Genomic DNA, 24,881 nt, shown 5'->3' with positions numbered 1-24,881 from the left:
ATGATCCTATACCTTATTCCTGTTGTATTGACGATATTTATCGTTGTGTATTTCCGTCTGTATCTTTTTGTATTTCCGCATAACAGACTGGTCATTCTCATGTATCACCAGGTTGAGAAAGAAAGCCATGAAGACCTTACAGTCAGCTTAAACAATCTTGAGCAGCAGTTTTCTTACCTGAGCCGTAAAAAGTATACTCCGCAATTTTTTTCAGAACTTACTATTTCATCAAAAAAGAATATTATCATCACCTTTGATGACGGATACAGAAATAATTTTGAATACCTGCCTTCTTTACTGGAAAAGTATAATCTGAAGGCAACTATTTTCATTCCAACCGGATTTATAGAAAAAGGATATAAAAATTATCCTATGATGACCTTCGACGAAATCAGAAGCCTGGATAAAAAATACTTTGAGATTGCGCTTCATAGCCATGCCCATGAAAATCTGAGCAATGCTTCTGCTGATTTTACAGAAAAAGATCTAAAAAAACATGGAGGTACTGGAAGCCCAAAACATCAGCTATTCCAAGGTTCTGGCATATCCTTATGGTAAATATCCACAAAAAAAGAAGATAAATCCGCTTTTTTTCAATTTTAAAAAAATTAGGAATTGATTTTGCAGTAAGAATTGGAAATAAGGTGAATTATTACCCTACCCGGCATCCCTACGAGCTGTGTAGAATTGATATAAAAGGCAAAGATTCGATCATAAAATTCAAATTAAAACTTATCTTTGGCAGATTAAAACTATTTTAAAAAACAATATTAAGGGAAGTATTTCTGTACTTCTCTATCAAACAAAGCGTTGTGATGAATATAAGTGGTTTAATCATAACATATAATGAAGAAAAAAATATACAGGATGTCCTTGAGTCTTTTGATTTTTGTGATGAAATAATAGTCGTTGACTCTTTTAGTACGGATAAAACTGTAGAAATTGCAAAGAAATTCCCGCATGTAAAAGTGATTCAGAATAAATTTGAAGACTTTACAAAGCAAAGAAATCTGGCTCTGGATGCTGCAACCAACGACTGGGTTTTATTTCTGGACGGTGATGAAAGAATTACACCGGCCCTGAAGCAGGAAATCATCGATGAGCTGAAAAAAACCGGGCAAAAGGATGCCTACTATTTTTACAGGAAATTCTTTTTTGCCCAGAAACCCATTCATTTTTCAGGAACTCAGTCTGATAAAAACTTCAGACTTTTCAGAAAATCGAAGGCCAGATATATGGCAGGGAAAAAGGTACACGAAACTCTGGAGGTGAAAGGAACCATCGGAATTTTAAAAAATAAATTACTCCATTACTCCGTTTCAGATTATGAATCCTACAAAGAAAAAATGATTCATTACGGAGTTTTAAAGGGGAAAGAACTGGCTGCAAGAGGGAAAAAGTACAGTGTTTTAGTTCAATATCTTAAAACAGCTTTTAAATTCTTTAAAGCCTATATAATGAGACTTGGCATTTTAGACGGAAAAGAAGGGTACCAGTTATCATACCTGCAATCTTTAAGTGTTTATGAAACCTATGAATCATTAAAAAAAGAGCAAAATTAGTTGAATGAAGATTTGTATCATTAGTTATGATTTTTGGGATTATGATAAGTATATTGTTGAAACATTATGCAAACGCGGTATTGATGCTCATCATATAAAGATCAGTACCGTTACTCATTCCAACTTTAATGAAAGGGCTGTAAATGCTCTCAGCAAAACTTTTTTAAATAAAAATCTTAAGACCGAAAAAAGACAGAAATACGTTCTGGATTCCCTTGAAAAATTAGGACATCAGGATCAGATTCTGGTGATGAATCCTGACACATTTGATCTTTCCACCCTTAAAAAATCCGTAAATATACAGACCGCCTGGTAACCTACCTTTATGATAATCTTGAAAGAGTTCCTGTAGAAGATAAGCTGTATCTTTTTGACAAAGTATTTTCCTTCGATCATATCGATGTAAAAAAACACGGATTCGAAAAATTAACGAATTATATTTACCTTCCGCATTGCTCGGAAGAAACTCAGCAACCTGAAATGGACCTTTTCTACATTACTTCTTATGATAACAGAAGGGTTTCACTCATCAAATTACTGGCTAAAAAGCTGATTGAACAGGGGCTAAAGTTCCAGATTATGATCATCGGAAAAAATCATGGAAGCATCAGCTGACCAATATTTTCATGACGGTACCTAAAAATCTTTTTTTGATTTTCAGTATCAAAAAGATTCCACATAATGATCTTCCAAAATATTATAAAAACTCTAAAGTTTTGCTGGACCTCATGCGTGAAGGGCAATATGGGCTCAGCTTCAGGGTTTTTGAAGCCATGGCTCTGGATAAGAAAATCATCACTGATAATGAAGCTATTAAAACCTATGACTTTTACAATCCCAATAATATTTTGATTTTAAACAAAAATATTAGTAATCTTGACAAATCTTTTTTTGAAAAGCCTTACGAGAAAATTCCGGAAGAAATCTACTACAGATACACTTTGGATAGTTGGGTGAACAAAGTTTTTGAAATAAGTGATAATGGCAATAATTTATGAAAAAAAACTTTTATTTATCGCTCCCGGTTATTATGGGTTTAATGATGTTGTCTTTGAAGGTTTGAAAAAATATAGTGGTTATGATGTCGTACATATAAATTCAACTCTAAACTACCAATACAAAAATATTTTAGAAAAAATATATAATTTTTTCTAAAAACATTTCTTAAAAAGAATCTCAAAAATATAAAAAAAGGGGAGCATATTCAACGTATTATTAATCTTCATGATTATGATGTATTGTTGGTAAACAGACCTGATGTATTGAGTAATGAGGATCTAAATTCTGCTCTTAATAAATCTAAAAAGTCTATTGTTCTCTTTTGGGACAGTATTCAGAAAATACCTTCTCAGGAATCATATATTCAAAAATTTGATATATGCTGCAGTTTTGATACCGATGACTGTAAAAATTATAATTTAAATTATGTGACCAATTTTTACTTTATCAAAGAAAAAAACAACTACAAATTTTGATGTTAGCTATTTAGCAACCTATGATAAGAGAATAGCTGAAGCCCAAATTCTTTTCGAATATTTTAATGATAACAATATTTCAGCAAAAGGAAAATTGTTTACATATAAGTCTATTCCTATAAAAGAAAAGCTTCCTAAGAATATCCAGATCATTCATGAAATTATCCCTTTTTCAGATTCATATAAATACTATTTAGATAGTAAAATCATTCTTGATATAGCACATCCCCACCAGAAAGGATTATCATTTAGGCCATACGAAGCCATTGGTTTAAATAAAAAATTGATAACAACCAATCAGGAAATCATTACATATGATTTTTATAATCCAAAGAATATTCTTGTCATTAAAGATATTTCAAACTTTACAATCCCCGAGAGTTTTTTATCGGAAGATTACGAACAAGCTGAGGATTGGATAAAAGAAAAGTATTATATTAAGAACTGGATAAAAACAATACTTTCATTTCATGAAAACTAAAATTTATTTTGTATGCCCCACTAATAAATTTGCGAGCGGAGGTGTAAAACAAATCTACCGACAAGTCGAAACATTAAACAAAAATGGATTCGAAGCTTATTTGTTATTGAAAAAAAAGGGAAAAAGGAAAGCTGGTTTAATAATAATGTTCCAATAAAGGTTAACCCATATTTATTCAAGGAGCTCAAATATCTTTATAAAGGAAAAAAGATCAATTTTTAAAAAATTAACCTTAAGCTTTTAAAAACCCAAAGTGTTGATATTGAAAAAGATGCCATTCTTGTTTTTCCTGAAATTTATGGCCCGAATATTCATAAACTAGCACCTGAAAATTCCAAAGTGATATTTAATCAAAATTGTTATTATACATTTGGTTACTTTTCAATCTACGAAAACTATCGGGAGACTCCTTACACTCATTCTAAAACTCTGGCAACCATAGTAGCTTCAGAAGATGCTGAAAGATATTTAAAATATACTTTTCCCAACTCTACCGTTTTCAAAATGCGGCTAGGTATTGACAATCAAATATTTAATTACAGTGAAACAAAAAAGAAACAAATTTGTTTTATGCCGAGAAAGCTTGGTGATGATGTAACTCAGGTTATTTGTATACTCAAACAGAGAAATGCATTAAAAGGATGGAACCTCGTTGCTATAGATAATAAAACAGAGCAGGAAGTAGCAGAAATCATGAAAGAAAGTGCTATTTTCCTAAGTTTTAATCATAAAGAAGGGTTTGGGCTTCCTCCTGCTGAAGCTATGTCTTGTGGTTGCTATGTAATTGGATACTCCGGTCAGGGTGGAAAAGAATATCTAAAACCTGAGTTTTCTATGCCTGTAGAGGATGGCAATATTATCGAATTTGTGCAAAAAATAGAAGAAGCTATAAAAATATATGAGGAAAATTCTCAGGAAATATTAAGTAAAGGAAAACTTTCTTCTCATTTTATCTTAGAAAATTATAGCTTAAAAAATGAAATAAATGATACTGTGAATATTTGGAATAATATTAATAAATAATATTAATAACTGTATAAGATAATCACTATCCTATTTTAATTTAATTCTTTCTTATCACAGTCTTTATGTAAACAGAAATCCAAGTTTTTCATAAAAAAACCGCCTCATGCTAGGGCGGTTTCTTTGTTTTAAATATCAATATTTTTAGTATGCGTAGAATTCAATTCCTTCATATACATATCCGGAAGGTCTCACACTTGATCTTGAATAGTAGTGATCCTTACCATTCCAATATCTGTAGATAGGGACTGTATTAGGCTCCTGAGTAGCAAAAGCGTTAAATTCAATTCCTTCATCTACATATCCCTGGTAATACCCCGGAGTTCTTGTATAATAGTGATCTCTGCCGTTCCAGTATCTGTAAATAGGAATAGTGTTCGGAGCTTTATATAAGAAAGCATTAAACTCTGTTCCTTCAAAAGAATATCCGCTGTAGCTTCCCGGAGTTTTTGTATAGTAATGGTCTACTCCGTTGTAATATCTGTAAATTGGAATTGTATTAAATTCCATGTACACTTTATTGTCGATCAGATATTGGTCTACATAAGCTTTAAGCTGAGCTTTTTTAGCAGCATCCTTTACTAAGTCATAAATAATAACCAATCCGTTATTTCCGAAATCTACAAGGACTGAATTGCTCGCATTAGAACTGTTCTGCCAGTTGGAAATATTGATCTTAGGATTGGTCTGGTCAAGATTCAGGTCTCCCACAAGGCCTTTTGAAGGGTCTCCTCCTCTAGTTTTATAAGCTAATTTTTTAGAATAGTTCATGGACGATTCTGAAGTATTCACGTCATTGGTAACATCTACATCAAAGATATCCTTCATTCCTACCTTTACACCAATTCTTGCGGCACGGTCACGGCTTTGGCTTCTTGTTTCCGCCTGGAATAAAACATCCAGTTTCGCTCCTGTATAGATATCAACTGCTACGTGTGTTCCATAATCCTGTACAATCTGCTGCGGGGTCTTTGTCTGCAAATCCTGAGCAAATTCCGGAGTCAGGTAATCTCCCAGCATATCAGTAGTAGCATTGAATCTTACTTTTTTGTTTAATGGTAAGGTTATAGCTTCCGTAGATATACTTTCCTTCAAACTTATTGTTGGTAGTTACTGCAGAATTGAATCCTACTGAAAGTGTTTTCTTGAACAATGGAATACCGGCAGTAGCGTTAACTTTGGTGGAAACCATTTTAGAATATGATTCTGCATTTTCACCATATTCTTCAGTGTATTCCTGTGAGAATGTATTTTCGCTGATCAATCTGCTTGCCTGCTCCATTTTAAAACGATCAATGTCGATCACTTTAAAACCAGCAGCAGTAGCATTGGCATATTCACCGGCAACATTATAACCATGTCCCAGTACATCGTAAATTCCGTCTCCTGCAAATTTAGCAGCTGACAAACGATTGGTTTTAGCAGAATTTTCCGAAGTTACTTCAGGATTCAGATCTTCTGAAGAACATGAACTCATAAAAAGCATCAGTAGACTACTGAAGCAAAATAAAATTTGTTTTTTCATAGGTTATTTAAAAGTTTTCGCAAATATAATATTCAACAATCAGTGAAAAAGGATTTAACAATGATAAATATCATTGTTAAGTAAATTTAATGTATAAAGTCAATAACTTTTAGCCAATTTTAATAACAAAAAATCAGAATAGGAAAACTCCTACTCTGATTTCAGTACTTTAATCTGTAAACTAATCAAACTTTTAAAGGCTAGCCACATTACAATGTATTCAATAATACAATCCTTAATTTACAGGTGCATAAAACTCTAAATTCTCTCGAATCCAATAGCTAGATGGACCTAAATTTGGGGACGTAGAAAGATAATGATGTCCTCCGTTTATTCCTCTATAATTATATACAGCAACTCTTCCTACTCCAGGTTCTTTATAAGCATAAAATGCAACCCCCATGTATATATTCCAGTACGAACTAGGTTGCATAGAACTATTTTGAGAAAAGTAATGCTCTGTACCTGAAGTGCTTTTATAAGAATAAATTGGAACTGTATTGGGGGCCTTATATTTAAAAGCTCTAAAGGTTGGCCCTTCATTTGTCCAATAACTAGAAGGTTGTAAATTAGTCTCAAAGGAAAAATAATGGTCGCTACTTGGTTCATTCTTATAAGCATATAACAGCGAGCTAGTAAAATCTAAAGAAACCTGATTATCAATCAAATACTGATCTACATAAGCCTTAAGCTGGGCTTTTTTGGCTGGATCTTTTACTAAATCGTAAATGCGCATCAACCCATTATTTCCAAAGTCTACTAATACAGCATTGTTTATTGTAGAACTGTTTTGCCAAGTTGAAATATTAATTTTAGGATTGGATTGATCAAGGTTCAATTCACCGACTAACCCTTTTGAAGGATCTCCGCCTCTTGTTCTATATGATAATTTTTTAGAAAAATTTTTGTTAGATTCTGACGTACTAACTTCATTGGTCACATTCACATCAAAGATATCCTTCATTCCTACCTTTACACCAATTCTTGCAGCACGGTCACGGCTTTCATTAGTTGTTTCCGATTGGAAAATAATATCCATTTTAGCCCCTGTATAAATGTCTACAGCAACATGGGTTCCATAATCCTGTACAATTTGTTGTGGTGTCTTAGCTTGTAAATCCTGTGCAAATTCAGGGGTTATATAATCAGCTAACATATCGCTTGTTGCATTGATCCTAAGTCTTCTGTGTTTAATTAAAAGATTGTAACTCCCATAAATATACTTAGCATCGAATTTATTATTAGTCGTCACAGCAGAGTTAAATCCAACTGAAAGGGTTTTCTTAAATAATGGGATACCAGCAGTTACATCTACTTTATTGGATATCATTTTGGAATATGATTCTGCATTTTCCCCATAATCTTCTACATATTCCTGTGAAAATGTATTCTCAGCTAACAACCTTCCTGCTTGTTCAGATTTAAATCGATCAATATCAACCACTTTAAAACCAGCAGCACTAGCATTCGCATATTCTCCAGTAGCATTATAACCATGTCCTAAAATATCATAAACACCATCTCCTGCGAATTTCGCAGCAGATAAGCGGTTAGCTTGTGCCGGGCTATCCTGAGTGGATTCATTATTCAGATCTTCCGAAGAACATGACCCCATGAAAAGCATCAATGAAGCACCGAGACTAAATAAAATTTGTTTTTTCATTGTATTATTTTAAAATTCCCACAAATATAAACTTCAAAATCTAGCGGAATATAAAAACACAACTGACATATATCATTTACCAGTGATTTTATATCACGCATAAAGCCCCATGAATAATTAAAAAACCAACCTCTAACTAGTGATTTAAATAAAAATATAAATTATGAAAATCAACTTTTTCATTCTTGTAAAAAACATGTACATTAAATTCGACATTTATTATTTATGACTTAATATCCATAGTACAACCCATCACAGATTACAATCCATGAATTAAAATTATGATCAGAAATATAAGAGTGAGAACTTTAAAACAGTATTTATCTGTAGAAATACATAAAAAAGTTAGATTCAAAAAAAGAATACCAGGTCATAAATCATCTCTTAAACGCATAATTTTAAGTAAATTTGCAAAATTTAAATTGAAATGGAGAAAGTAAGAGTACGTTTTGCTCCAAGTCCTACAGGACCGTTACATTTGGGAGGCGTAAGAACCGCATTATATGATTACCTTTTTGCTAAAAATCAGGGTGGTGAGTTTGTATTGAGAATTGAAGATACAGATACCGCCAGATATGTAGAAGGAGCTGAAGAATATATTGAAGAAGCATTGGAGTGGTGCGGAATCATCCCTGATGAAAGTCCTAAGAAAGGCGGAAAATTCGCTCCTTACAGACAATCTGAAAGAAGAGATATCTATGACAGATATACTGAACAGGTCCTGAAAACAGATTATGCTTATATCGCTTTTGATACTGCAGAAGAACTGGATGCAATCCGTGCAGAATATGAAGCCAGAGGTGATGTTTTCTCCTATGATAATAAAACGAGAAACCGTTTGAGAAACAGTCTTGCTCTTTCAGAAGAAGAAGTTCAAAGATTGCTGGACGAAAAAACACCTTATGTGGTACGATTTAAGATGCCTGTTGACAGAGTATTGAATCTTGAGGATATTATACGTGGAAAATTCTCTGTCAATACAAATACCTTAGATGATAAAGTTCTGGTAAAGAATGATGGGATGCCAACGTATCATTTTGCCAATATTATCGATGACCATGAAATGGAAATCTCACATGTCATCCGTGGAGAAGAATGGCTTCCTTCTTTGGGACTTCATACCTTATTATATGAAGCCATGCAGTGGGAAGCTCCAAAATTTGCGCACCTTTCTTTAATTTTAAAACCTGAAGGAAAAGGGAAATTAAGCAAAAGAGACGGAGATAAATTCGGATTCCCGGTATTTCCCCTTGATTTTAAAGATCCTGCTACTGGCATAATTTCTAAAGGGTACAGAGAAAACGGTTATCTTCCTGATGCTTTCATCAATATGGTAGCGCTATTGGGATGGTCTCCGGCAGATGATAAGGAAATTCTTCCTTTGGAGGAAATGATTAAGGAATTTGATCTTCATAAAGTACACAAAGCGGGAGCAAGATTCAGTAAAGAAAAAGCGGAGTGGTTCAATCATCAGTATATTCAGATGAAGTCTGACGAAGAACTTCTTCAGATCCTGAAAAATACAGACTTTGATCTTTCCGGTGTATCTGATGAAAAATTATTAAAAGTCATTCACCTGATGAAAGAAAGAGCAACTTTCCCTAAAGATATCTATGAAAACGGAAAATTCTTCTTTGAAGCACCAACTTCCTATGATGAAAAAGCTTCCAAAAAGCATGGAATGATGAAACATCAGCTATTTTAGGTGAATTGGCTTCAAGGTTTGAATCTGCAGATTTTATTGCTGAGCCCCTGAAACAAACTGTGCATGACTTTGCTGAAAATAAAGGATTAGGCATGGGTAAAGTGATGATGCCTTTACGTCTTGCCTTAGTAGGAGAATTGAAAGGCCCGGACGTACCGGATATCCTGGAAACCCTTGGTAAAGAGGAAAGTATCTCCAGAATAAACATTGCTATAAATAATTTTAAATAGAATAACCATAATTTTTCATACATTTGAAAGATTTAATTTACTTCAAGAAATGGAATATTTAAGTTTCGAACTTCCTATCAAAGAATTGATGGACCAATACCAGACGTGTTCTTTAGTAGGAGAAGAAAGTGGTGTTGATGTAAAATTAGCATGCAGCCAGATTGAGGATAAGATTTTAGAAAAGAAAAAGAAATCTATGGAAATCTTACACCTTGGCAAAGAGTACAACTGTCCCGTCACCCGGATCGTCCTTATACATTAGACTACATCCACGGAATGGCAGATAAAGGCAGTTTCTTAGAACTTCATGGAGACAGAAATTTCGCTGATGATCCGGCAATGATTGGAGGATTGATTACCCTGGATGGTCAAAGAGTAATGATCATAGGGACTCAAAAAGGAAGAACGACAAAAGAAAGACAGCACAGGAGATTTGGAATGCCAAATCCGGAAGGATACAGAAAAGCTTTAAGGCTAATGAAGCTTGCTGAAAAATTCAATATCCCTGTGGTAACCTTAGTAGATACACCGGGAGCTTACCCCGGACTGGAAGCTGAAGAAAGAGGACAAGGAGAAGCTATTGCAAGAAATATTTTTGAAATGGTACAGCTGAAAACTCCAATCTTCACTTATATCATCGGGGAAGGAGCCAGCGGCGGAGCACTTGGGATAGGTGTCGGAAATAAAGTATACATGCTGGAAAACACATGGTATACGGTAATTGCACCGGAAAGCTGTTCTTCTATCTTATGGAGAAACTGGGATCACAAGGAAGATGCAGCCAATGCATTAAACCTTACTCCGGCAGATGCCTTAAGAGAAAAGTTCATTGACGGAATTATTGAAGAACCACTTGGTGGCGCTCATTATGATCAGGAAACAACTTATTTGAACCTGAAAAATTCAATTTTACAAAATATCAAAGCTTTCTCCAAATTCACAGGACAGGAGCTTGAAACCCAGAGACAGGACAAGTTCATTGCGATGGGACAGTTTAAGGGATAAAAATAAAAAAGGTTAAGAAAATTTCTTAACCTTTTTTTGCTTTAGTCTTCTTCTATTCTATTAATTTAATTCTATTCAACATTCAGTGCAATTTCTATATCCTGGGTGATTTTCTTCAAGGATGAATACTTTGCATCACATACCATTGTTGTCAGCACATATTCCCCTTTATCCACAAGAATAAAATTTTCACCTTTGGCAGGAACGCTGAGATTGTAATATTTTTTTCCGCTAATTTTTACAATAAGATTGCAGGATGACCTGTTTTTAATATTGACATACGCTTCGCTTTTATTGATATCATTATTAAATAAATGGGTAAGCATGGCAGCTCTTCTTTTATTTTCTTCACTTGGACCAGCTTTTGATCCTATAGAAGCACCTGCGCTTTTTGCTGCTCCTGCAGAACCTGCCGACGCATAGGTTGCCCGCCTTTCTTCTTTTAAAGCTTCAATAGCGGCAGCCGTATTTTTAGAGACCGTCTTACCGTTTACGGTAGTTGTATTATTCGCAGCTATGGTTTTACCGCTGTTCAGCTCATTGTTCTTTACAATATTCTCAATTTTTTCCTTACTGATAGGCTTAATGGTTGGTTTTGCTTCAGGGGAATTATCCGCCATAATAATATCAATCAGTTTTCTTTTGAAATAGTCTGTTTTGGCATGTCCGGGATTCTGTTTTAAAAAGCCGGCAATTACTCTTGCCTCTTTTGAAGTCTCAGCTTCCTGTTCTGTATAGATAATTACGGTTTCTTTCTCAACAACAGCTTTAGATTTTGTTTTTTTCTTTTTTGGGAAAAACCTAGAGCAAAAATGCATATAAATAGAAGGAAGAAGATTTTTTTCATTAATCAAACCTTTAAAATAGTATTAAATATATTAATAACGTGAAAAGTCATTTTTTAGTTTATCATTAAAATCATTATCTTTGCACTGCTCTAAAATTAAGCTAAAAATTAATACTAATCTTTAAATAAAAAATAATAGATATTATGTCTTATACACCAGTTGCTGCAGACGTAGCTAAATTAAGAAACCAAACAGGTGCAGGTATGATGGACTGCAAGAAAGCTCTAGTTGAAGCTGAAGGAGACTTCGAAAAAGCGGTAGATATCCTTAGAAAAAAAGGACAGAAAGTTGCTGCTAACAGAGCTGACAGAGAGTCTACTGAAGGTGCAGTAATCGCAAGAGTAAACGAAGACAACACTTTAGGTGCTGTAATCTCTTTAAACTGTGAAACTGACTTCGTTGCTAAAAATGAAGCGTTCATTGAGCTAGCTTACGAATTAGCTGAAATGGCAATCTTCGCTGCTACTAAAGAAGAACTTTTAGCTACTGACTTCCACGGAATTACTGTTGCTGAGAAATTAGTTGAGCAAACAGGAGTTATCGGTGAGAAAATTGAAATCGGTTCTTTCGAAAGAATCCAGGAGCTTTCTTAGGAGCTTATATCCACGCTGGAAACAAAATTGCTGCTATCACTTCTCTTTCTGCTAAAGTAGACGGAGCTGACGAAGTTGCTAAAGCTGTTTCTATGCAGGTTGCTGCAATGAACCCAATTGCTCTTGACGAAAACGCTGTTTCTCAGGAAACTATTGACAGAGAATTAGAGATCGAAAGACACAAACTTACAGAAGAAGGTAAGCCTGCAAATATTATCGATAACATCCTTAAAGGTAAAATGCAGAGATTCTACAAAGACAACACTTTGGTACACCAGGATTTCATTAAAGACGGAAGTATCTCAGTTGCTGATTATGTAAAATCTGTAAACGCAGACTTAAAAGTAACAGGATTTGTAAGAGTAAGTTTAGCTTAATCAACCTTTCCAAAAAGATATTGCATCCCGGTGAACTTCACCGGGATTTTTTTATTCTTAAACACATTCGTAATCAAAAACAATTCAGTATCTATATTATTATATAGCAGTAACCAGCCAAACTCTTAATTACAAGTTTCATACCCAATATCGCTTTTAGTTAAAAAATGATGCCGGTTTTTTAACATTTATTTAAATTTTATTAAAAGTAATTCATTTTTTATTTTATTTTTGTAGAAATCCTAATTCCATACTCATGAAAAGATTTCTACTCAGTCTGGTATTAATTTTTTTGACAATTAATACACTCTTTGCACAAAGGGATACCGAGCACTGGATTGCTCCCTATTATGACAGTTACGGAAGCTATACCAATATGATATATCTTTCCACTGACTCGCTGACACCTTTTGATGTAACGATCTATAACAACAATCTTCCTATTACTACAGTTACGATCAGCAAAGGTAACCCACAAACCTATAAGGTTGCCAACGGCCTTATTTCAACAGGCACAACAACTGATGCATTTACTGTTATCAATAAAGGACTTTATCTGAAAGGAGCAAAACCATTCTACTGCAGTTTAAGGCTTGCCCAGGATATCCACGGGGAAATTATTACCAGCAAAGGAAAGGCTGGAATCGGGAAAACTTTTTTTGTGGCTCAAAGTCCCAATACTGATACCAACCCTTATTATAACTTTACAGCCGGTATCCTTGCCACTGAAGATAATACCAACGTAACCGTAACATGGAACCCTACTGCCGGAGTAGTTTTTATCAACGGAGCTCCAACCAGTAATTCTCATACCTTTACATTACAGAAAGGACAATCTTTTATTTTCGCAGGCTCCGGATCACAATCTGCTAATAAAACAGGCTTCATGGGAGCCAAGGTGGTTGCAGATAAACCTGTAACTCTTACCAACGGGAGCTGCAACGGTAACTTCTCAACCCCAACATCCGGTACTGACCCTATTCTGGATCAATCAGTTCCGGTTGAAAGACTTGGAAATACATTTGCTATAGTAAAAACCAGATCTACAGCTCCTAACCTGAATATGGAAGGGGGACTTATTATTGCTACCGAAGATAACACTGAAGTTTATTTAAACGGCGGAACCACTCCTGTTGCAACCCTTGCTTCCGGACAATGGTACAGAATCAATGAAACAAGTTATGTAAGTCAAGGTACCGGACATTCCAATATGTTTATTTCAACTACCAAGAATGTATATCTTTACCAGTTTATAGGAATCGGATCAAACGCTGCAACCAACGGGTTCAACTACATCCCGCCATTAAACTGCTTCCTGCCAAGAATAATTGATGAAATTGGTAAGATTAATGAGATGCCTCTTGGTCCAGGCGGAGCAAGTACTACACAAGGAGACTTAGTTGTAAAATTAAATATTCTGACTGAGGCAGGAGCTACAGTAATGGTAAACGGTTTCCCTCCTCTGGCTGCAGACGGACCATTCCCGTTAACAGGAAACAGCAATTGGGTTACCTATGGAATAACAGGGGTAACAGGAAACCTTAAGATTACTTCTACAAAAGCCGTAACAGCGGGTATTAACGGAGGATATAGCACAGCAGGATACGGAGGGTATTTTGCCGGATTCTCATCCATTCCTGTTATTGCCAAGAAAGCAGGAGAATGTGTTCCGGGAATTATCCTGGAAGTAGATGACGGATATGAAACATACCAATGGTACCGCGACGGAGTAGCTATTTCCGGAGCAACTACTTATACTTACACCCCTACACAGTCAGGAAACTATACCGTAAAAGTAACAATGGGTACGTGTCCGCCTGTGACAACTCCGATCTATAAAGTACAAACCTGTTTGAAAGAAACAACTCAGGCATTAAATGCTTGTTCAACAAAAATTATAACCCCTACATTTACTTCTTCCACACAAACAGTGGTTCCAAGTACAGTAGTAATTTTAACTCCTCCTACGAAAGGAACAGCTGTAGTGAATCCAAACGGAACAATCACTTATACACCTAATCCCGGATATTTAGGGCCAGATAAAATAGTTTATAAATTCTGTGGAAACTCAGTTGAGTTTACAGATTGTGAACAGGTGACATTAAACCTTACTGTAGTACCATTCGTTGTTACGGATACCTCTATTAAAGCTTGCTGGTATGATGTAGCACCTTATGCTTATTTCGATCTTACGAAAGCTAAGGTAACAGACTATAACGCTGTTATAAAAAAATACTACCGTACCCTGAATGATCTTACTGCAGGTGTCAATGAAATCACAACCCGGAAAACTTCCCATCAACAGGAGGATTTGTATATGTAAAAGTAACAACTGCCGAAGGATGTACAGCAAATGCGAAAATTGAACTGATTGTACTTCCTATCAAAAAGTCACCGGTACTTGTAGATCAGTATATCTGTATGGATGCAAAAACTAATCTGGATGCAGGTCCTGGATACGATTCGTACCAATGGAGCACAGGTGCTACCACTTCAGGTATCAGAGATGTAGGCGTTGGAGAATATACAGTAATTCTTGGTAAGAGCGGGTGTTTCCTTACACAGACAGTAAAAGTTAAAAAAGTTGAAGATCCGGTAATCCAAACCGTTGAGATCAATAACAATACAGCAACTGTAATTGTAAACGGCGGTAAAGCTCCTTACAAATATGCAGTTGACGGAACTGCTAACTGGCAGGATTCAAATACCTTTACGGGCTTGACAAGAGGACAGCATACTTTTTATGTAAAAGATTTTTATAACTGTACCCCTATTGCTGTAGAACTTACCATTCCTAATCTGTTAAATGCCATTACCCCTAATGGAGATAATGTAAATGATTATATTGATTACAGTGAGCTTGCTTATAAAGAAAACCTAAGCTTTGTAGTGTATGACAGATATGGAAATATGGTATTCACCGGAAACAGATTCAATAATTACAGATGGGACGGAAAACACTTTGATAAGAAGCTGGGAACAGGAACATACTGGTATCACATTACATGGAATGAATCCAATAAGGAAAAGACTCCAATAAAATATACAGGTTGGATTCTTGTTAAGAACAGAGAGTAATAATTATTTTAAACCATATTGGTAAGCCACGATTTCATAATCGTGGCTTTTTTATTAATAGTATCCCTGCATCTTCAGTAATAATCTTGTACTGAATAGTATAAAAGTTTCTCCATCAGACTATAATAAATCATTTCTTCAGCATTCTCAATGAAGAGATAAAGAAATTAATGAAAAATATACAACTAAATGATTCTTTATAATTAATTTTTCAATCAAAACCACATATAATAAATCTATATACAACGAAATACTCAATTAATTGAACAATTACTATAAATCAAGGATTTATTATAATACATTTGCAATAAACCCACCACCAAAAAAAACACACATTGATTAGATTTATATTTCTAGCAATTACGACCTGGCTTACTTGCATTCTAACATTCCCTGCAAAACCATTCTTGTTTAGGCGGGATATTGTTCTTCTTTTTCAAAAATGATTTCATTTTTTATAAAAATCTATCTCTTCAAAAATTGATATTGGCATTGTATTACAGAACGAAACGGTATTTCAAACTATACCTTATTAAGTCTCTGCTATTGCAATTTTTATCTGCCTGCGAATCAAAATTATTTACAAAAAACACTGAAGATATGTTAAAAACATTAGTATTTAAGAAACTGCAGACAATAGCTGCACTCCGCCAAAAAACACTTATTTTCTTACTCATCATACTCACACTGAATACGGTCTATGCTCAAAGAGATACAGATCACTGGTTTGCCCCGATGATGAAAAGAAATATAAATGCAACAAAACAGCAGGGTTTATATTTTTCAACAGACTCTGCAGCTCCTTTTCCCATACAGATCTATAGCAACAATACTTTGATAGGAACAGTTACAGTAAGCAAGGGTAATCCACAGGTATTTAATGTTCCTTTTCAAAACATGATGACGACTTCTGTGGCAGATTTATTTAAACCTGTCCAAATGGGATTGTATACAAAGGGAACCCAACCCTATTTCGTAACCTTTAGATTTTCGTCAGCAAATCATGCAGAGATATTAACATCTAAGGGTAAGGCCGGAATAGGAAAAATCTTCTATGTTGCGACAGCTCCTATAACAGATGCGAACCCCGCCGCCGGTATAAATTTCACTACAGGAATACTAGCTACAGAAGACAATACCACGGTTACAGTCTCCGGATATTCGCCAGATGTAATATTTGCTAATAATATGACAGGTACCACGAATCCTACCATGACTTTTACTCTTAATAAGGGACAATCATACATCATTGAAGGTGATGGGACTTTAGCTCAGAACCGTAAAGGTTTTATCGGTGCAAAGATTACTGCAGACAAACCGGTTTCTGTTACCAATGGTAATTTCAACGGACAATTTACTCTTACTCCCAGTTCTTTTTTGGGTTTCGGAACGGATATTATTATGGATCAATCTGTTCCGGTGGATAGACTTGGCAATGAATTCGTGCTAGTAAAAGGAAATGCCAATATCAGTGAACGAATGGAGGATGCGCTGATCATCGCAACAGAAAATAACACGCAGGTATTTATCAATAATGCCGCCACGCCTGCAGTAACCCTTGATGAGGGACAAAGTTACAGGGTTAATGAGGTATCAAACACAAACTACATCAACCAGGGTAACAACCATTATAATATGTACATCAGAACGACTAAAAATGTTTATGTATATCAGCTGCTAGCAGGTGTTGTCAATGATAGCGAGGCTGCTACAGGCGGATTCAATTATATTCCTCCCCTCAATTGTTTCTTACCCAGAAAAATTGATGAAATCGGAATGATTAATATTCTTCCTCCTTCTACCAATACTGTGAAACTAAATATTCTAACAGAAACCGGAGCTACTGTTATGGTTAACGGGAATCCCCCTGCTGCTGCACAAGGTCCCTATCCGGTAAGCGGAACCAGTAACTGGGTTTCTTATTCGATTCCTAATATTACGGGAAATATAACAGTGACTTCCAATAAAGCAGTAACCGCAGGAATTGCCGGCGGAAGCGGTGCTGTAGGATATGGCGGATATTTTGCCGGCTTTTCTTCCATTCCCGTTATTTCCAAACAGTCTGGTGATTGTATTCCCGGAATCATACTGGAAGTAGATGACAGTTATGATACCTATCAATGGTATAAAGAAAACGTTCCTGTTCCCGGAGCTAATAACAATACCTACACCCCTACCCAATCAGGAAATTATACAGTAAAAATTACCATAGGATCATGCCCTCCTGTTGTAACTCCGGTATACAAAGCATACACCTGCCTTACTAACACAACAGTAAATGAAACTATGTGTGATGGAGTGAAGCAGATTATTCCTACGTTTACCAATTCTACACAAACTGTAGTTCCGGCAACAGTAAAAATCATTACCCCTCCTGCGAATGGCACAGCAACAATTGACCCAACTACCGGAGTTATAAGCTATTCCCCCAACCCTAATTATCAGGGACCAGAAACTATTGTTTATCAATTTTGCGGAAATAATCCTGATTTTACAGATTGTGAAAAAGTAACTTTGAATATAACAGTATCTGAAAAGCCCAAAGTAAATGATACATCCGTAAGAACCTGCTTCCTTGAGTCCAATATCGCAACAGGATTATTTAATCTTAGCAATGTGAATGTAACAACAGCTACAAACATCACTAAAAAATATTACCCTTCCCTTACAGATGCCCATGCGGGAACCAATGAAATTCTGACGCCGGGCAATTACATTGCTCCCAATGGAGTCGTTTATGTAAAGGTTATTAGCGGAAATGGCTGTTATAGTGTTTCAGTAATAACTCTGATTGTAATGCCTCCTGTAAAGTCTGATATTCTCGCAGATAAAACCATCTGTATGGAAAGTAAAACCACTCTTGATGCAGGTCCTGGTTTTAAAAGCTACGAATGGAGCACCGGAGCTACAACTCAGACCATTAAAGATGCTGGAGTGGGAACTTATTGGGTTAAACTTAAAACCGGTGAGTGTATTGTCACACAAACAGTGAAAGTTTATTCTTCAGAAAATCCGGTTATTTCAAATATTGATATCTCAAATAATACCATAACACTAAATGTGACCGGAGGTACACCTCCTTATAAATATTCTATTGACAATATTAACTGGCTGGATTCTAATGTATTCACCAATGTTGCAAAAGGAAATGCAAGTGTATATGTAAAGGATGATAACAATTGTGAACCTGTAAAAATAGATATCACCATTCCTAATCTGATCAATGTCATTACTCCTAATGAAGACGGGATTAATGATGTTATAGATTACTCTTCACTGGCAGTAAAAAATAATCTGGTAATTAATATTTTTGACCGCTATGGAAATAAGATCTTCCAGGCAGATAAGACGAACGGATACAAATGGAACGGAACGTTTGATGGAGGAAAGAGAGCTGCTACCGCAACATATTGGCATCAGATTTCCTGGAATGAATCCAATAAGGTGAAAACTCCAATAAAATATACCGGTTGGATTCTTGTTAAGAACAGAGAGTAATAATTAGTTTAAAACTATATTTAATAAGCCACGGTTATACAATCGTGGCTTATTTTTGTTTCAGTTCTCTGATAAATTTATTTGTTAGATCATACTCAACATAAAAATAATATAGATTTAATTTATTTTTAACCACAATTTCGAAATCATGTTTTTTTATTCTGTTTTCAAAAATTTAATACTTTTTATTACTAAATTTGTGAGAAAGACTACCGCTGAATGAAAAAAATTTTATCTTTTTTGTTTATGTTTTGCATTTTCACCTTTGCTTTTGCCCAGTTGGACCGAGAGCATTGGTTTGCTCCAATGATAGATAGAACAATCACCACTAATCCCTATCAGAAACTGTATTTATCTACCAACAGAACAACTCCTTTCCCTGTAAGTATTTATAATAATAATACACTGATCGGAACTGTAAACATAAGTAAGAATAATCCACAGAAATTTGATGTATTAAGAAGTTATATTATTACCAAACTGCAGACCGATTTATTTACTCCAACAACCAAAGGATTATATCTAAAGGCAGAATTTCCTTTTTATGCCAATCTAAGATTCTCAGTATTTAATCATGCAGAAATCATCACGTCCAAAGGAATTCCCTCTACAGGGCTAAAATTTTATGCAGCTTCGGCTCCTATTTCTGTAAGCAACAATATTCTTAACTTTATGACCAGCGTACTGGCCACTGAAGATAACACAACAGTCACCATTTCCGGATACAATCCTGCCGTTCAGTTTTCTAACGGAACAACCGGAGCTACCAACCCGACAATGACTTTTACTTTAAATAAAGGACAATCTTACATTATTGACGGAATCGGAAATATAGCTGGAAACTTTGATGGTTTTATTGGTTCAAAAATTACGTCAAACAAACCCATCAATGTCACTAATGGAAACTTTAACGGGCAATATGCCGGTAATTTTCCTTCCAGTTCAGATATTTTAATGGATCAGGCGGTGCCTGTTAACAGGCTTGGAAATGAATTTGCCCTTGTAAAAGGCAATGGCCCGATTGGTTCCCATATGGAAGGAGCCATTGTAATTGCTACTGAAGATAATACACAGATTTTTGTCAATAATGAAATTCCCCCTATAGCTACCATTAATGCGGGAAAATATTTTGTTATTCCTGATTCAAAATATATTCTCCAGGGAAACGGCCACTATAATTTATATCTCAAAACATCCAAGAATGCTTATGTCTACCAGCTTTTAGCCGGAGATTCAAATACAGGAAATCAAACCGCTACCGGAGGATTCAATTTTATTCCAGCCTTGAACTGTTACCTTCCCAAACAAATTAATGAGCTGGGACTTATTAATGAAAATTTTGTCCATTCCAATGGTAATCCCGGGGAATTCTGAACATTCCGACAAAACTGAACCTTATTACAGAAAGAGGGGCTAATATTACAGTAAACGGAGTGAATCCTCCTGCATTTACCGGACCTTATAATATGACAGGTACCACCAACTGGGTTACCTATGGGTTCCCCAATGTAACGGGGAATATTACTGTAGTTTCAGACAAGGCAATTATGGCCGGAATTACAGCAGGAAGTGATGCTGTAGGGTATGGAGGTTTTTTTGCAGGTTTTCCTACGCAGCCCGTTATTTTACAATCTGGCGGTGGTTGTATTCCTGGAGTAGTTCTTACTGTGGATCCACTCATCTATGATACCTACCAATGGTACAGAAACGGTACTATTATTTCTGGAGCTACTGCTTCTTCTATTACTCCTACACTACCGGGTTATTATACCTGCTCTGTAACAATGGGCAGTTGTGCGCCTTTAGTCACTGAGCAGTTTAAAGTTCTGAACTGTACCAAATTATCCAATATATCATACAATGTTTGTAATGCTAAAACTATAATTCCTGCATTCAGTAGTTCATCACAAACTCCGGATCCCGGCACTGTAGCAATTACAACTGCACCTTCGCTGGGTACAACTGCCATAAACCCCACTACAGGCGCTATTACTTACACTGTTAATAATCCTGGTACACCAGGAACAGATACATTTACGTATACATTCTGCGGAAATGATCCCGACTTTCCGGATTGTGAAACGGTAACTGTTACCATCAATATTCAGACTCTGTCAGTAACAAATACAACATTACATGCCTGCGACATCAATGGACAGGGAACTTTTAACCTGACTACAGCAAATGTCAGCAGCGGCTCTCCTGCTACCATTACCTATTATCCTACACTTGTAGATGCTCAGAATGAAAATGCAGCAGCTTTAATAACCAATGCAACAGCTTATACCGCACCTAATGGTACAATCATCTATGCAGTTGTAAATAACAATATTGGCTGTAAAAGTATTGCGCAAATAACACTATCTCTTTTCAATAAAGCTATTGTTCTGGATAACTACAATGGAGTTTTCTGTGATGATAATCTGGATGGGACAGTCACTGTTATACTTTCCAGTATTACCCCTGTTGTACTTAACAATCCAAATTATTTTACCAATGTAAGATATTATGCAAACCTGGCTGATGCCAACGCCGGAAACAATAATACACTGCCTAACAACTGGAGTTATACAGCTACTACTACGATTTACATCAGAGTAGATTCTCCGGATGGATGTGCTTCTGTAATCAAGCCGTTACAGTTCAGTATCGGGGCCAAACTAACACTGATTACCCAAAACGTTACAGAAAGCACCTGTGATGATGACCTGGATGGAACAAAAAGTGTCAATTTAGCTCAGTTTATTCCTCAGTTTACATTGGACCCGGGTGTTACTTTCACTTTCCATGCTACTTTAGCAGATGCCCAGAACAATGTAAATATGGTTTCATCACCTGTTAATATTACAAATTCACAGACTTATTATATCCGTTTTGAAAAAAACGGGGTTTGTCCTGAAGTAGGTACTCTTAAAATAAACATTAAAGTGCCTAAAAAATCAGATATATTAAAAGATAAAACTATTTGCCCTAACACCACTACGAAACTTGATGCCGGACCTGGTTTTGAAAGATACCTGTGGAGTACGGGCGCTACTACGCCTTCCATTACCAATGTTCCTCCGGGAAGTTATTGGGTAGAACTTACCTTTAATGGCTGTGTATATAAACAGTATGTAAACGTTACAGAATTACCCCTCCCTATGATTACGTCTATTGAGATTGACGGAACAACAGTAAAAATCGGGGTAAGCGGTGGCACCCCACCTTATCAATATTCATTGGATGGTGTGGTATGGCAGAGTTCCAATGTGTTCTACAATGTCCCGAGAGGAGCTCACAATGTATTTGTAAAAGATTCCAGAATGTGCGCAGATGTTAAGAAATCATTTGCTGTCATTAATCTGATTAACACCATTACTCCGAACGGAGATGGCCATAATGAAGGAATAGATTACTCAGCCTTAATGAAGAATGAAAATCTGGTATTCCGTATTTTTGACAGATACGGTGCGGAGGTCTTCAGAGGAACTCCTGAAAACAGATATACCTGGGACGGAAGAGTCGGCGGCAGATATGTTCCTACAGCAACTTACTGGTACTTTATCACCTGGACAGAATATGGCTCTACCCTACTGGTAAAATACTCGAGCTGGCTGTTGGTAAAACACAGACAATAGTAAAAAGCGAGAAGAAAAGAGTGAAGTATCTCAGTTGCTTTTTTCTTCCGGCTTTTTCACTTAAATCTTCCATTTTTTAAATGAATGGCAAATTTCTAACACTCCTTAACAATTAAATCCCAAAGTTTAATATAACTTTAACCACTATTCTTCATCTAACAAGGCAGAATTGCTTTATTTCTACGTAATTTTGCGCATTATATGAAGAAACTGTTTACTCTGCTGCTATTGGTTTTTCTGGCAAAAATTAATGCACAAATATATTCCGGCGAGGTATTTCTGAGAGACAACTCTATTTTATATCTTAATCAGGTTTATGTCACAAACCTGAATACACAGAAAACCGTTCTTACGGACTACAATGGTAATTTTAATATTCCTGCCAACGCAGGGGATATAATCCGGTTCACCTCTATTGTTACCGAAAGAAAAGATATTAAGCTGACTCCTCAGTTAATGCAACAAAAAAACCTTGTTGAGCTTAAAATCGCGTATTATGAAATTCAGGAAATCGTTCTCAGCAGGTTCAAGCCTACAGGGAATCTTCGCTATGATGTAAACGCTTTAAGAAAAGAAGACAAAGCATATGCACTTAAAAAAGTAATCGGTCTTCCAGAGCCGAAAGGTGACGGAACACCTCCTGAACTTCCTGTTGCCGGGCTGAGAGACGGAGGTCTTACCTTCAGCCTTGAAAGTATCTATGACATTCTTTCCGGGGAGAGAAAGAAAAAACAGCGTTATCAGGCTTATGAAAGAATGAACAGTTCTGTAGCACAGATCAAAAACTATCTGGGAAAAGACTATTTTGCGAAATTTAAAATTCCTGAAAATCTGATTGATAATTTCCTCCAGTTTGTTTATACGTCTGAAAATATTCAGGCTTATGTATTGGCGGGCAATTTTGAAGCAATAAAAATTCCTATCGAAAAATATCTTCCGATCTATCAGAAAAGACTTAGAAGTTCTCATCTCCAAGAGGTTGTAAGCAACAACTAGAAATTCGGATAAAATAAGACAGAAATATTTAATAATCCATGTTCATCACATGGATTATTTTTTTCAAACAACCGGAAAATACCTTCTAAAGCACTATCACAACACATATAATATGAATTATTCAACTTTACGATGTATAATTCTTCATTATTCAAAAATATGCTTAATTTTATCTCACAAACAAGTGTTTAAAATAAAAACACCGGATATTTCGTTATCCAAATAAAAACTAATCAATCAAAGCACAAATTAAGGGAGAGCACCGAATATCTAATTTAATATTAATTAATGAAAAAAGTACTTTTACTTCTTAGCTGCATGTTTTTATTTACTGTATCTGCCCAAAAAAAGGGGAAAGACTACAGTGATATTCTGAAAAGTAAAAATATCTATGAGATCAATGCCTTTCTAAGAGACGCTCATCCTGATGATCCCCGCAGATCTGTCCTGAAACCAAGGGTAATGGAAATGATGAAAGATTACATCAAAAATGCACATCCTGCTGATCAGAAAGTAAAAGATATGCAGGAAATGCTTGCCATGCTGAGAAGAAGACCTTCTACAAAGATTACCTTTGATGAAATGAACGCTATCATCAAACAAAAACAGATTGCGAAATACAAGGCTGAACTGGCAGCAAAACAACCCACAACGGTCTACACTCCAAGTAATGCTCAGAATACATTTGTTGTAAATGCAGCAGCTAATACAGCAATTCCCAATTCCGAAGCCGAAGAATTCAACATGCTAATGGCAGTGTCTCCGGTAGAGCATAAGAACAGAACCGTAAAGATCCTGAATTCTTTATTCGACAATGATCCTAATGCCAAGGAATGTATTGTTATGATTCAGAATAAATCAGATTGTAATATTATTGTCAGAATTGAAGGCGTGGGAACCACCAGATACAGGCTGGCAGTTCCGGCCCAGGGTGAAGGTTCTATTGTTGTGGAAAAAGGCCAGTATCTTTTCACCAGCCTGGTGTGCGGGGCTCAATATGCCTCACAAAAACCATTGAAAGACCAATTATGGTGGCATTAGGAAGCCATTAATCTTAATTCTAATTGAAGTATCTTCCTGTCTTTTTACCTTCAAAAGACAGAGATTCTCCATAAATTTTTAGTATTTTTGCACTCATTTTATAACTCAATGGGCAAGAATAAATTAGCAAGATTTGCAGAAAACAAAATATTACCAAATGT

At 35.7% G+C, this 24,881-nt stretch carries 17 protein-coding genes and 4 pseudogenes; 17 read left to right on the top strand and 4 right to left on the bottom strand.

Translation table 11 applies throughout. The annotated features are described in order from the left end of the window. The 7 genes and pseudogenes from OWR28_RS04430 (at window position 1) to OWR28_RS04400 (ending at window position 4,541) form a co-directional block, all read left to right on the top strand. Window positions 1-558 carry a polysaccharide deacetylase family protein gene (locus OWR28_RS04430; protein WP_332385643.1) on the top strand — a complete coding sequence of 186 codons (558 nt, stop codon included), beginning with the start codon at window positions 1-3 and terminating at the stop codon, window positions 556-558. A gap of 257 nt (window positions 559-815) precedes the next feature. After that, on the top strand, window positions 816-1,562 hold the full coding sequence (locus OWR28_RS04425; RefSeq protein ID WP_332385824.1) for a glycosyltransferase family 2 protein: 747 nt from the start codon (window positions 816-818) through the stop codon (window positions 1,560-1,562). Between the two features lie 4 nt (window positions 1,563-1,566). Beyond that, window positions 1,567-1,878 (top strand): hypothetical protein, encoded by a 312-nt coding sequence (locus OWR28_RS04420; protein WP_332385642.1) that lies wholly within the window; start codon window positions 1,567-1,569, stop codon window positions 1,876-1,878. Beyond that, entirely contained in the window at window positions 1,851-2,177 is a 327-nt protein-coding gene (locus OWR28_RS26800; RefSeq protein WP_494168429.1) for a WaaS/CpsH family glycosyltransferase, read from the top strand. The genes OWR28_RS04420 and OWR28_RS26800 overlap by 28 nt, the downstream gene beginning before the upstream one ends. A 35-nt stretch (window positions 2,178-2,212) precedes the next feature. Next, the gene (locus OWR28_RS04410; RefSeq protein ID WP_332385640.1) at window positions 2,213-2,560 is read left to right on the top strand and encodes a WaaS/CpsH family glycosyltransferase; all 348 of its coding nucleotides are present in this window, start codon (window positions 2,213-2,215) and stop codon (window positions 2,558-2,560) included. 186 nt (window positions 2,561-2,746) lie between these two features. Beyond that, window positions 2,747-3,518, top strand: a pseudogene (locus OWR28_RS26795) (WaaS/CpsH family glycosyltransferase). Window positions 3,519-3,857: 339 nt separating this feature from the next. Then, window positions 3,858-4,541 (top strand): glycosyltransferase, encoded by a 684-nt coding sequence (locus OWR28_RS04400; RefSeq protein ID WP_332385638.1) that lies wholly within the window; start codon window positions 3,858-3,860, stop codon window positions 4,539-4,541. A 144-nt stretch (window positions 4,542-4,685) separates the two neighbouring features. Here OWR28_RS04400 and OWR28_RS04395 read toward each other — a convergent pair whose 3' ends face one another. The 3 genes from OWR28_RS04395 to OWR28_RS04385 all read right to left on the bottom strand — a co-directional run bounded on the left by OWR28_RS04395 (window position 4,686) and on the right by OWR28_RS04385 (window position 7,729). Continuing rightward, window positions 4,686-5,636 carry an MAC/perforin domain-containing protein gene (locus OWR28_RS04395; RefSeq protein ID WP_332385637.1) on the bottom strand — a complete coding sequence of 317 codons (951 nt, stop codon included), beginning with the start codon at window positions 5,634-5,636 and terminating at the stop codon, window positions 4,686-4,688. Continuing rightward, the gene (locus OWR28_RS04390; protein ID WP_332385636.1) at window positions 5,563-6,018 is read right to left on the bottom strand and encodes a hypothetical protein; all 456 of its coding nucleotides are present in this window, start codon (window positions 6,016-6,018) and stop codon (window positions 5,563-5,565) included. Before OWR28_RS04390 ends, OWR28_RS04395 begins: the two co-directional genes overlap by 74 nt. 283 nt (window positions 6,019-6,301) lie before the next feature. Further along, window positions 6,302-7,729 carry an MAC/perforin domain-containing protein gene (locus OWR28_RS04385; RefSeq protein WP_332385635.1) on the bottom strand — a complete coding sequence of 476 codons (1,428 nt, stop codon included), beginning with the start codon at window positions 7,727-7,729 and terminating at the stop codon, window positions 6,302-6,304. Between the two features lie 427 nt (window positions 7,730-8,156). On the opposite strand from OWR28_RS04385, the pseudogene gltX reads away from it, so the two are divergent. Both gltX and OWR28_RS04375 read left to right on the top strand, forming a co-directional pair. Beyond that, window positions 8,157-9,664 (top strand): annotated as a pseudogene (gene gltX, locus OWR28_RS04380) (glutamate--tRNA ligase). A gap of 49 nt (window positions 9,665-9,713) precedes the next feature. Then, window positions 9,714-10,669, top strand: a pseudogene (locus tag OWR28_RS04375) (acetyl-CoA carboxylase carboxyltransferase subunit alpha). A 71-nt stretch (window positions 10,670-10,740) separates the two neighbouring features. Here OWR28_RS04375 and OWR28_RS04370 read toward each other — a convergent pair. Next, window positions 10,741-11,523 (bottom strand): DUF6759 domain-containing protein, encoded by a 783-nt coding sequence (locus OWR28_RS04370; protein ID WP_332385634.1) that lies wholly within the window; start codon window positions 11,521-11,523, stop codon window positions 10,741-10,743. Between the two features lie 137 nt (window positions 11,524-11,660). Between OWR28_RS04370 and tsf the strand changes: the two are divergent. The 8 genes and pseudogenes from tsf (at window position 11,661) to OWR28_RS04330 (ending at window position 24,720) form a co-directional block, all read left to right on the top strand. Further along, window positions 11,661-12,487 (top strand): annotated as a pseudogene (gene tsf, locus OWR28_RS04365) (translation elongation factor Ts). 256 nt (window positions 12,488-12,743) lie between these two features. After that, a complete protein-coding gene (locus tag OWR28_RS04360) occupies window positions 12,744-14,810 on the top strand; it encodes an Ig-like domain-containing protein (RefSeq protein WP_332385633.1) in 2,067 nt (688 codons plus the stop codon). Window positions 14,811-14,908: 98 nt separating this feature from the next. Continuing rightward, window positions 14,909-15,565, top strand: a complete 657-nt coding sequence (locus OWR28_RS04355) for a T9SS type B sorting domain-containing protein (RefSeq protein ID WP_332385632.1) — start codon at window positions 14,909-14,911, stop codon at window positions 15,563-15,565. A gap of 600 nt (window positions 15,566-16,165) precedes the next feature. After that, window positions 16,166-19,063, top strand: coding sequence for a T9SS type B sorting domain-containing protein (locus OWR28_RS04350; protein ID WP_332385631.1), 2,898 nt, complete (start codon window positions 16,166-16,168; stop codon window positions 19,061-19,063). Between the two features lie 306 nt (window positions 19,064-19,369). Beyond that, window positions 19,370-20,437: an IgGFc-binding protein gene (locus OWR28_RS04345; protein ID WP_332385630.1), complete on the top strand. Its 1,068-nt coding sequence runs from the start codon at window positions 19,370-19,372 to the stop codon at window positions 20,435-20,437. Window positions 20,438-20,496: 59 nt separating this feature from the next. Further along, window positions 20,497-22,683, top strand: a complete 2,187-nt coding sequence (locus OWR28_RS04340; protein WP_332385629.1) for an FIDD domain-containing protein — start codon at window positions 20,497-20,499, stop codon at window positions 22,681-22,683. 201 nt (window positions 22,684-22,884) lie between these two features. Continuing rightward, window positions 22,885-23,679 carry a hypothetical protein gene (locus tag OWR28_RS04335; RefSeq protein ID WP_332385628.1) on the top strand — a complete coding sequence of 265 codons (795 nt, stop codon included), beginning with the start codon at window positions 22,885-22,887 and terminating at the stop codon, window positions 23,677-23,679. 288 nt (window positions 23,680-23,967) lie between these two features. After that, the gene (locus tag OWR28_RS04330) at window positions 23,968-24,720 is read left to right on the top strand and encodes a DUF6759 domain-containing protein (RefSeq protein ID WP_332385627.1); all 753 of its coding nucleotides are present in this window, start codon (window positions 23,968-23,970) and stop codon (window positions 24,718-24,720) included. Window positions 24,721-24,881: the final 161 nt, after the last annotated feature.

The organism is Chryseobacterium sp. 1B4, assembly GCF_036631475.1.
Lineage (GTDB): Bacteria > Bacteroidota > Bacteroidia > Flavobacteriales > Weeksellaceae > Chryseobacterium.
This window is presented reverse-complemented; position numbering and strand designations above follow the sequence as displayed.

Excerpts from the sequence above, each read along its gene's own strand:
- OWR28_RS04430 (WP_332385643.1), top strand. The coding sequence starts at position 1 with ATGATCCTATACCTTATTCCTGTTGTATTGACGATATTTATCGTTGTG.
- OWR28_RS04425 (WP_332385824.1), top strand. The coding sequence starts at position 816 with ATGAATATAAGTGGTTTAATCATAACATATAATGAAGAAAAAAATATA.
- OWR28_RS04420 (WP_332385642.1), top strand. The coding sequence starts at position 1,567 with ATGAAGATTTGTATCATTAGTTATGATTTTTGGGATTATGATAAGTAT.
- OWR28_RS04390 (WP_332385636.1), bottom strand. The coding sequence starts at position 6,018 with ATGAGTTCATGTTCTTCAGAAGATCTGAATCCTGAAGTAACTTCGGAA.
- OWR28_RS04385 (WP_332385635.1), bottom strand. The coding sequence starts at position 7,729 with ATGAAAAAACAAATTTTATTTAGTCTCGGTGCTTCATTGATGCTTTTC.
- OWR28_RS04360 (WP_332385633.1), top strand. The coding sequence starts at position 12,744 with ATGAAAAGATTTCTACTCAGTCTGGTATTAATTTTTTTGACAATTAAT.
- OWR28_RS04355 (WP_332385632.1), top strand. The coding sequence starts at position 14,909 with ATGGATGCAAAAACTAATCTGGATGCAGGTCCTGGATACGATTCGTAC.
- OWR28_RS04350 (WP_332385631.1), top strand. The coding sequence starts at position 16,166 with ATGTTAAAAACATTAGTATTTAAGAAACTGCAGACAATAGCTGCACTC.
- OWR28_RS04345 (WP_332385630.1), top strand. The coding sequence starts at position 19,370 with ATGATAGATAGAACAATCACCACTAATCCCTATCAGAAACTGTATTTA.
- OWR28_RS04335 (WP_332385628.1), top strand. The coding sequence starts at position 22,885 with ATGAAGAAACTGTTTACTCTGCTGCTATTGGTTTTTCTGGCAAAAATT.
- OWR28_RS04330 (WP_332385627.1), top strand. The coding sequence starts at position 23,968 with ATGAAAAAAGTACTTTTACTTCTTAGCTGCATGTTTTTATTTACTGTA.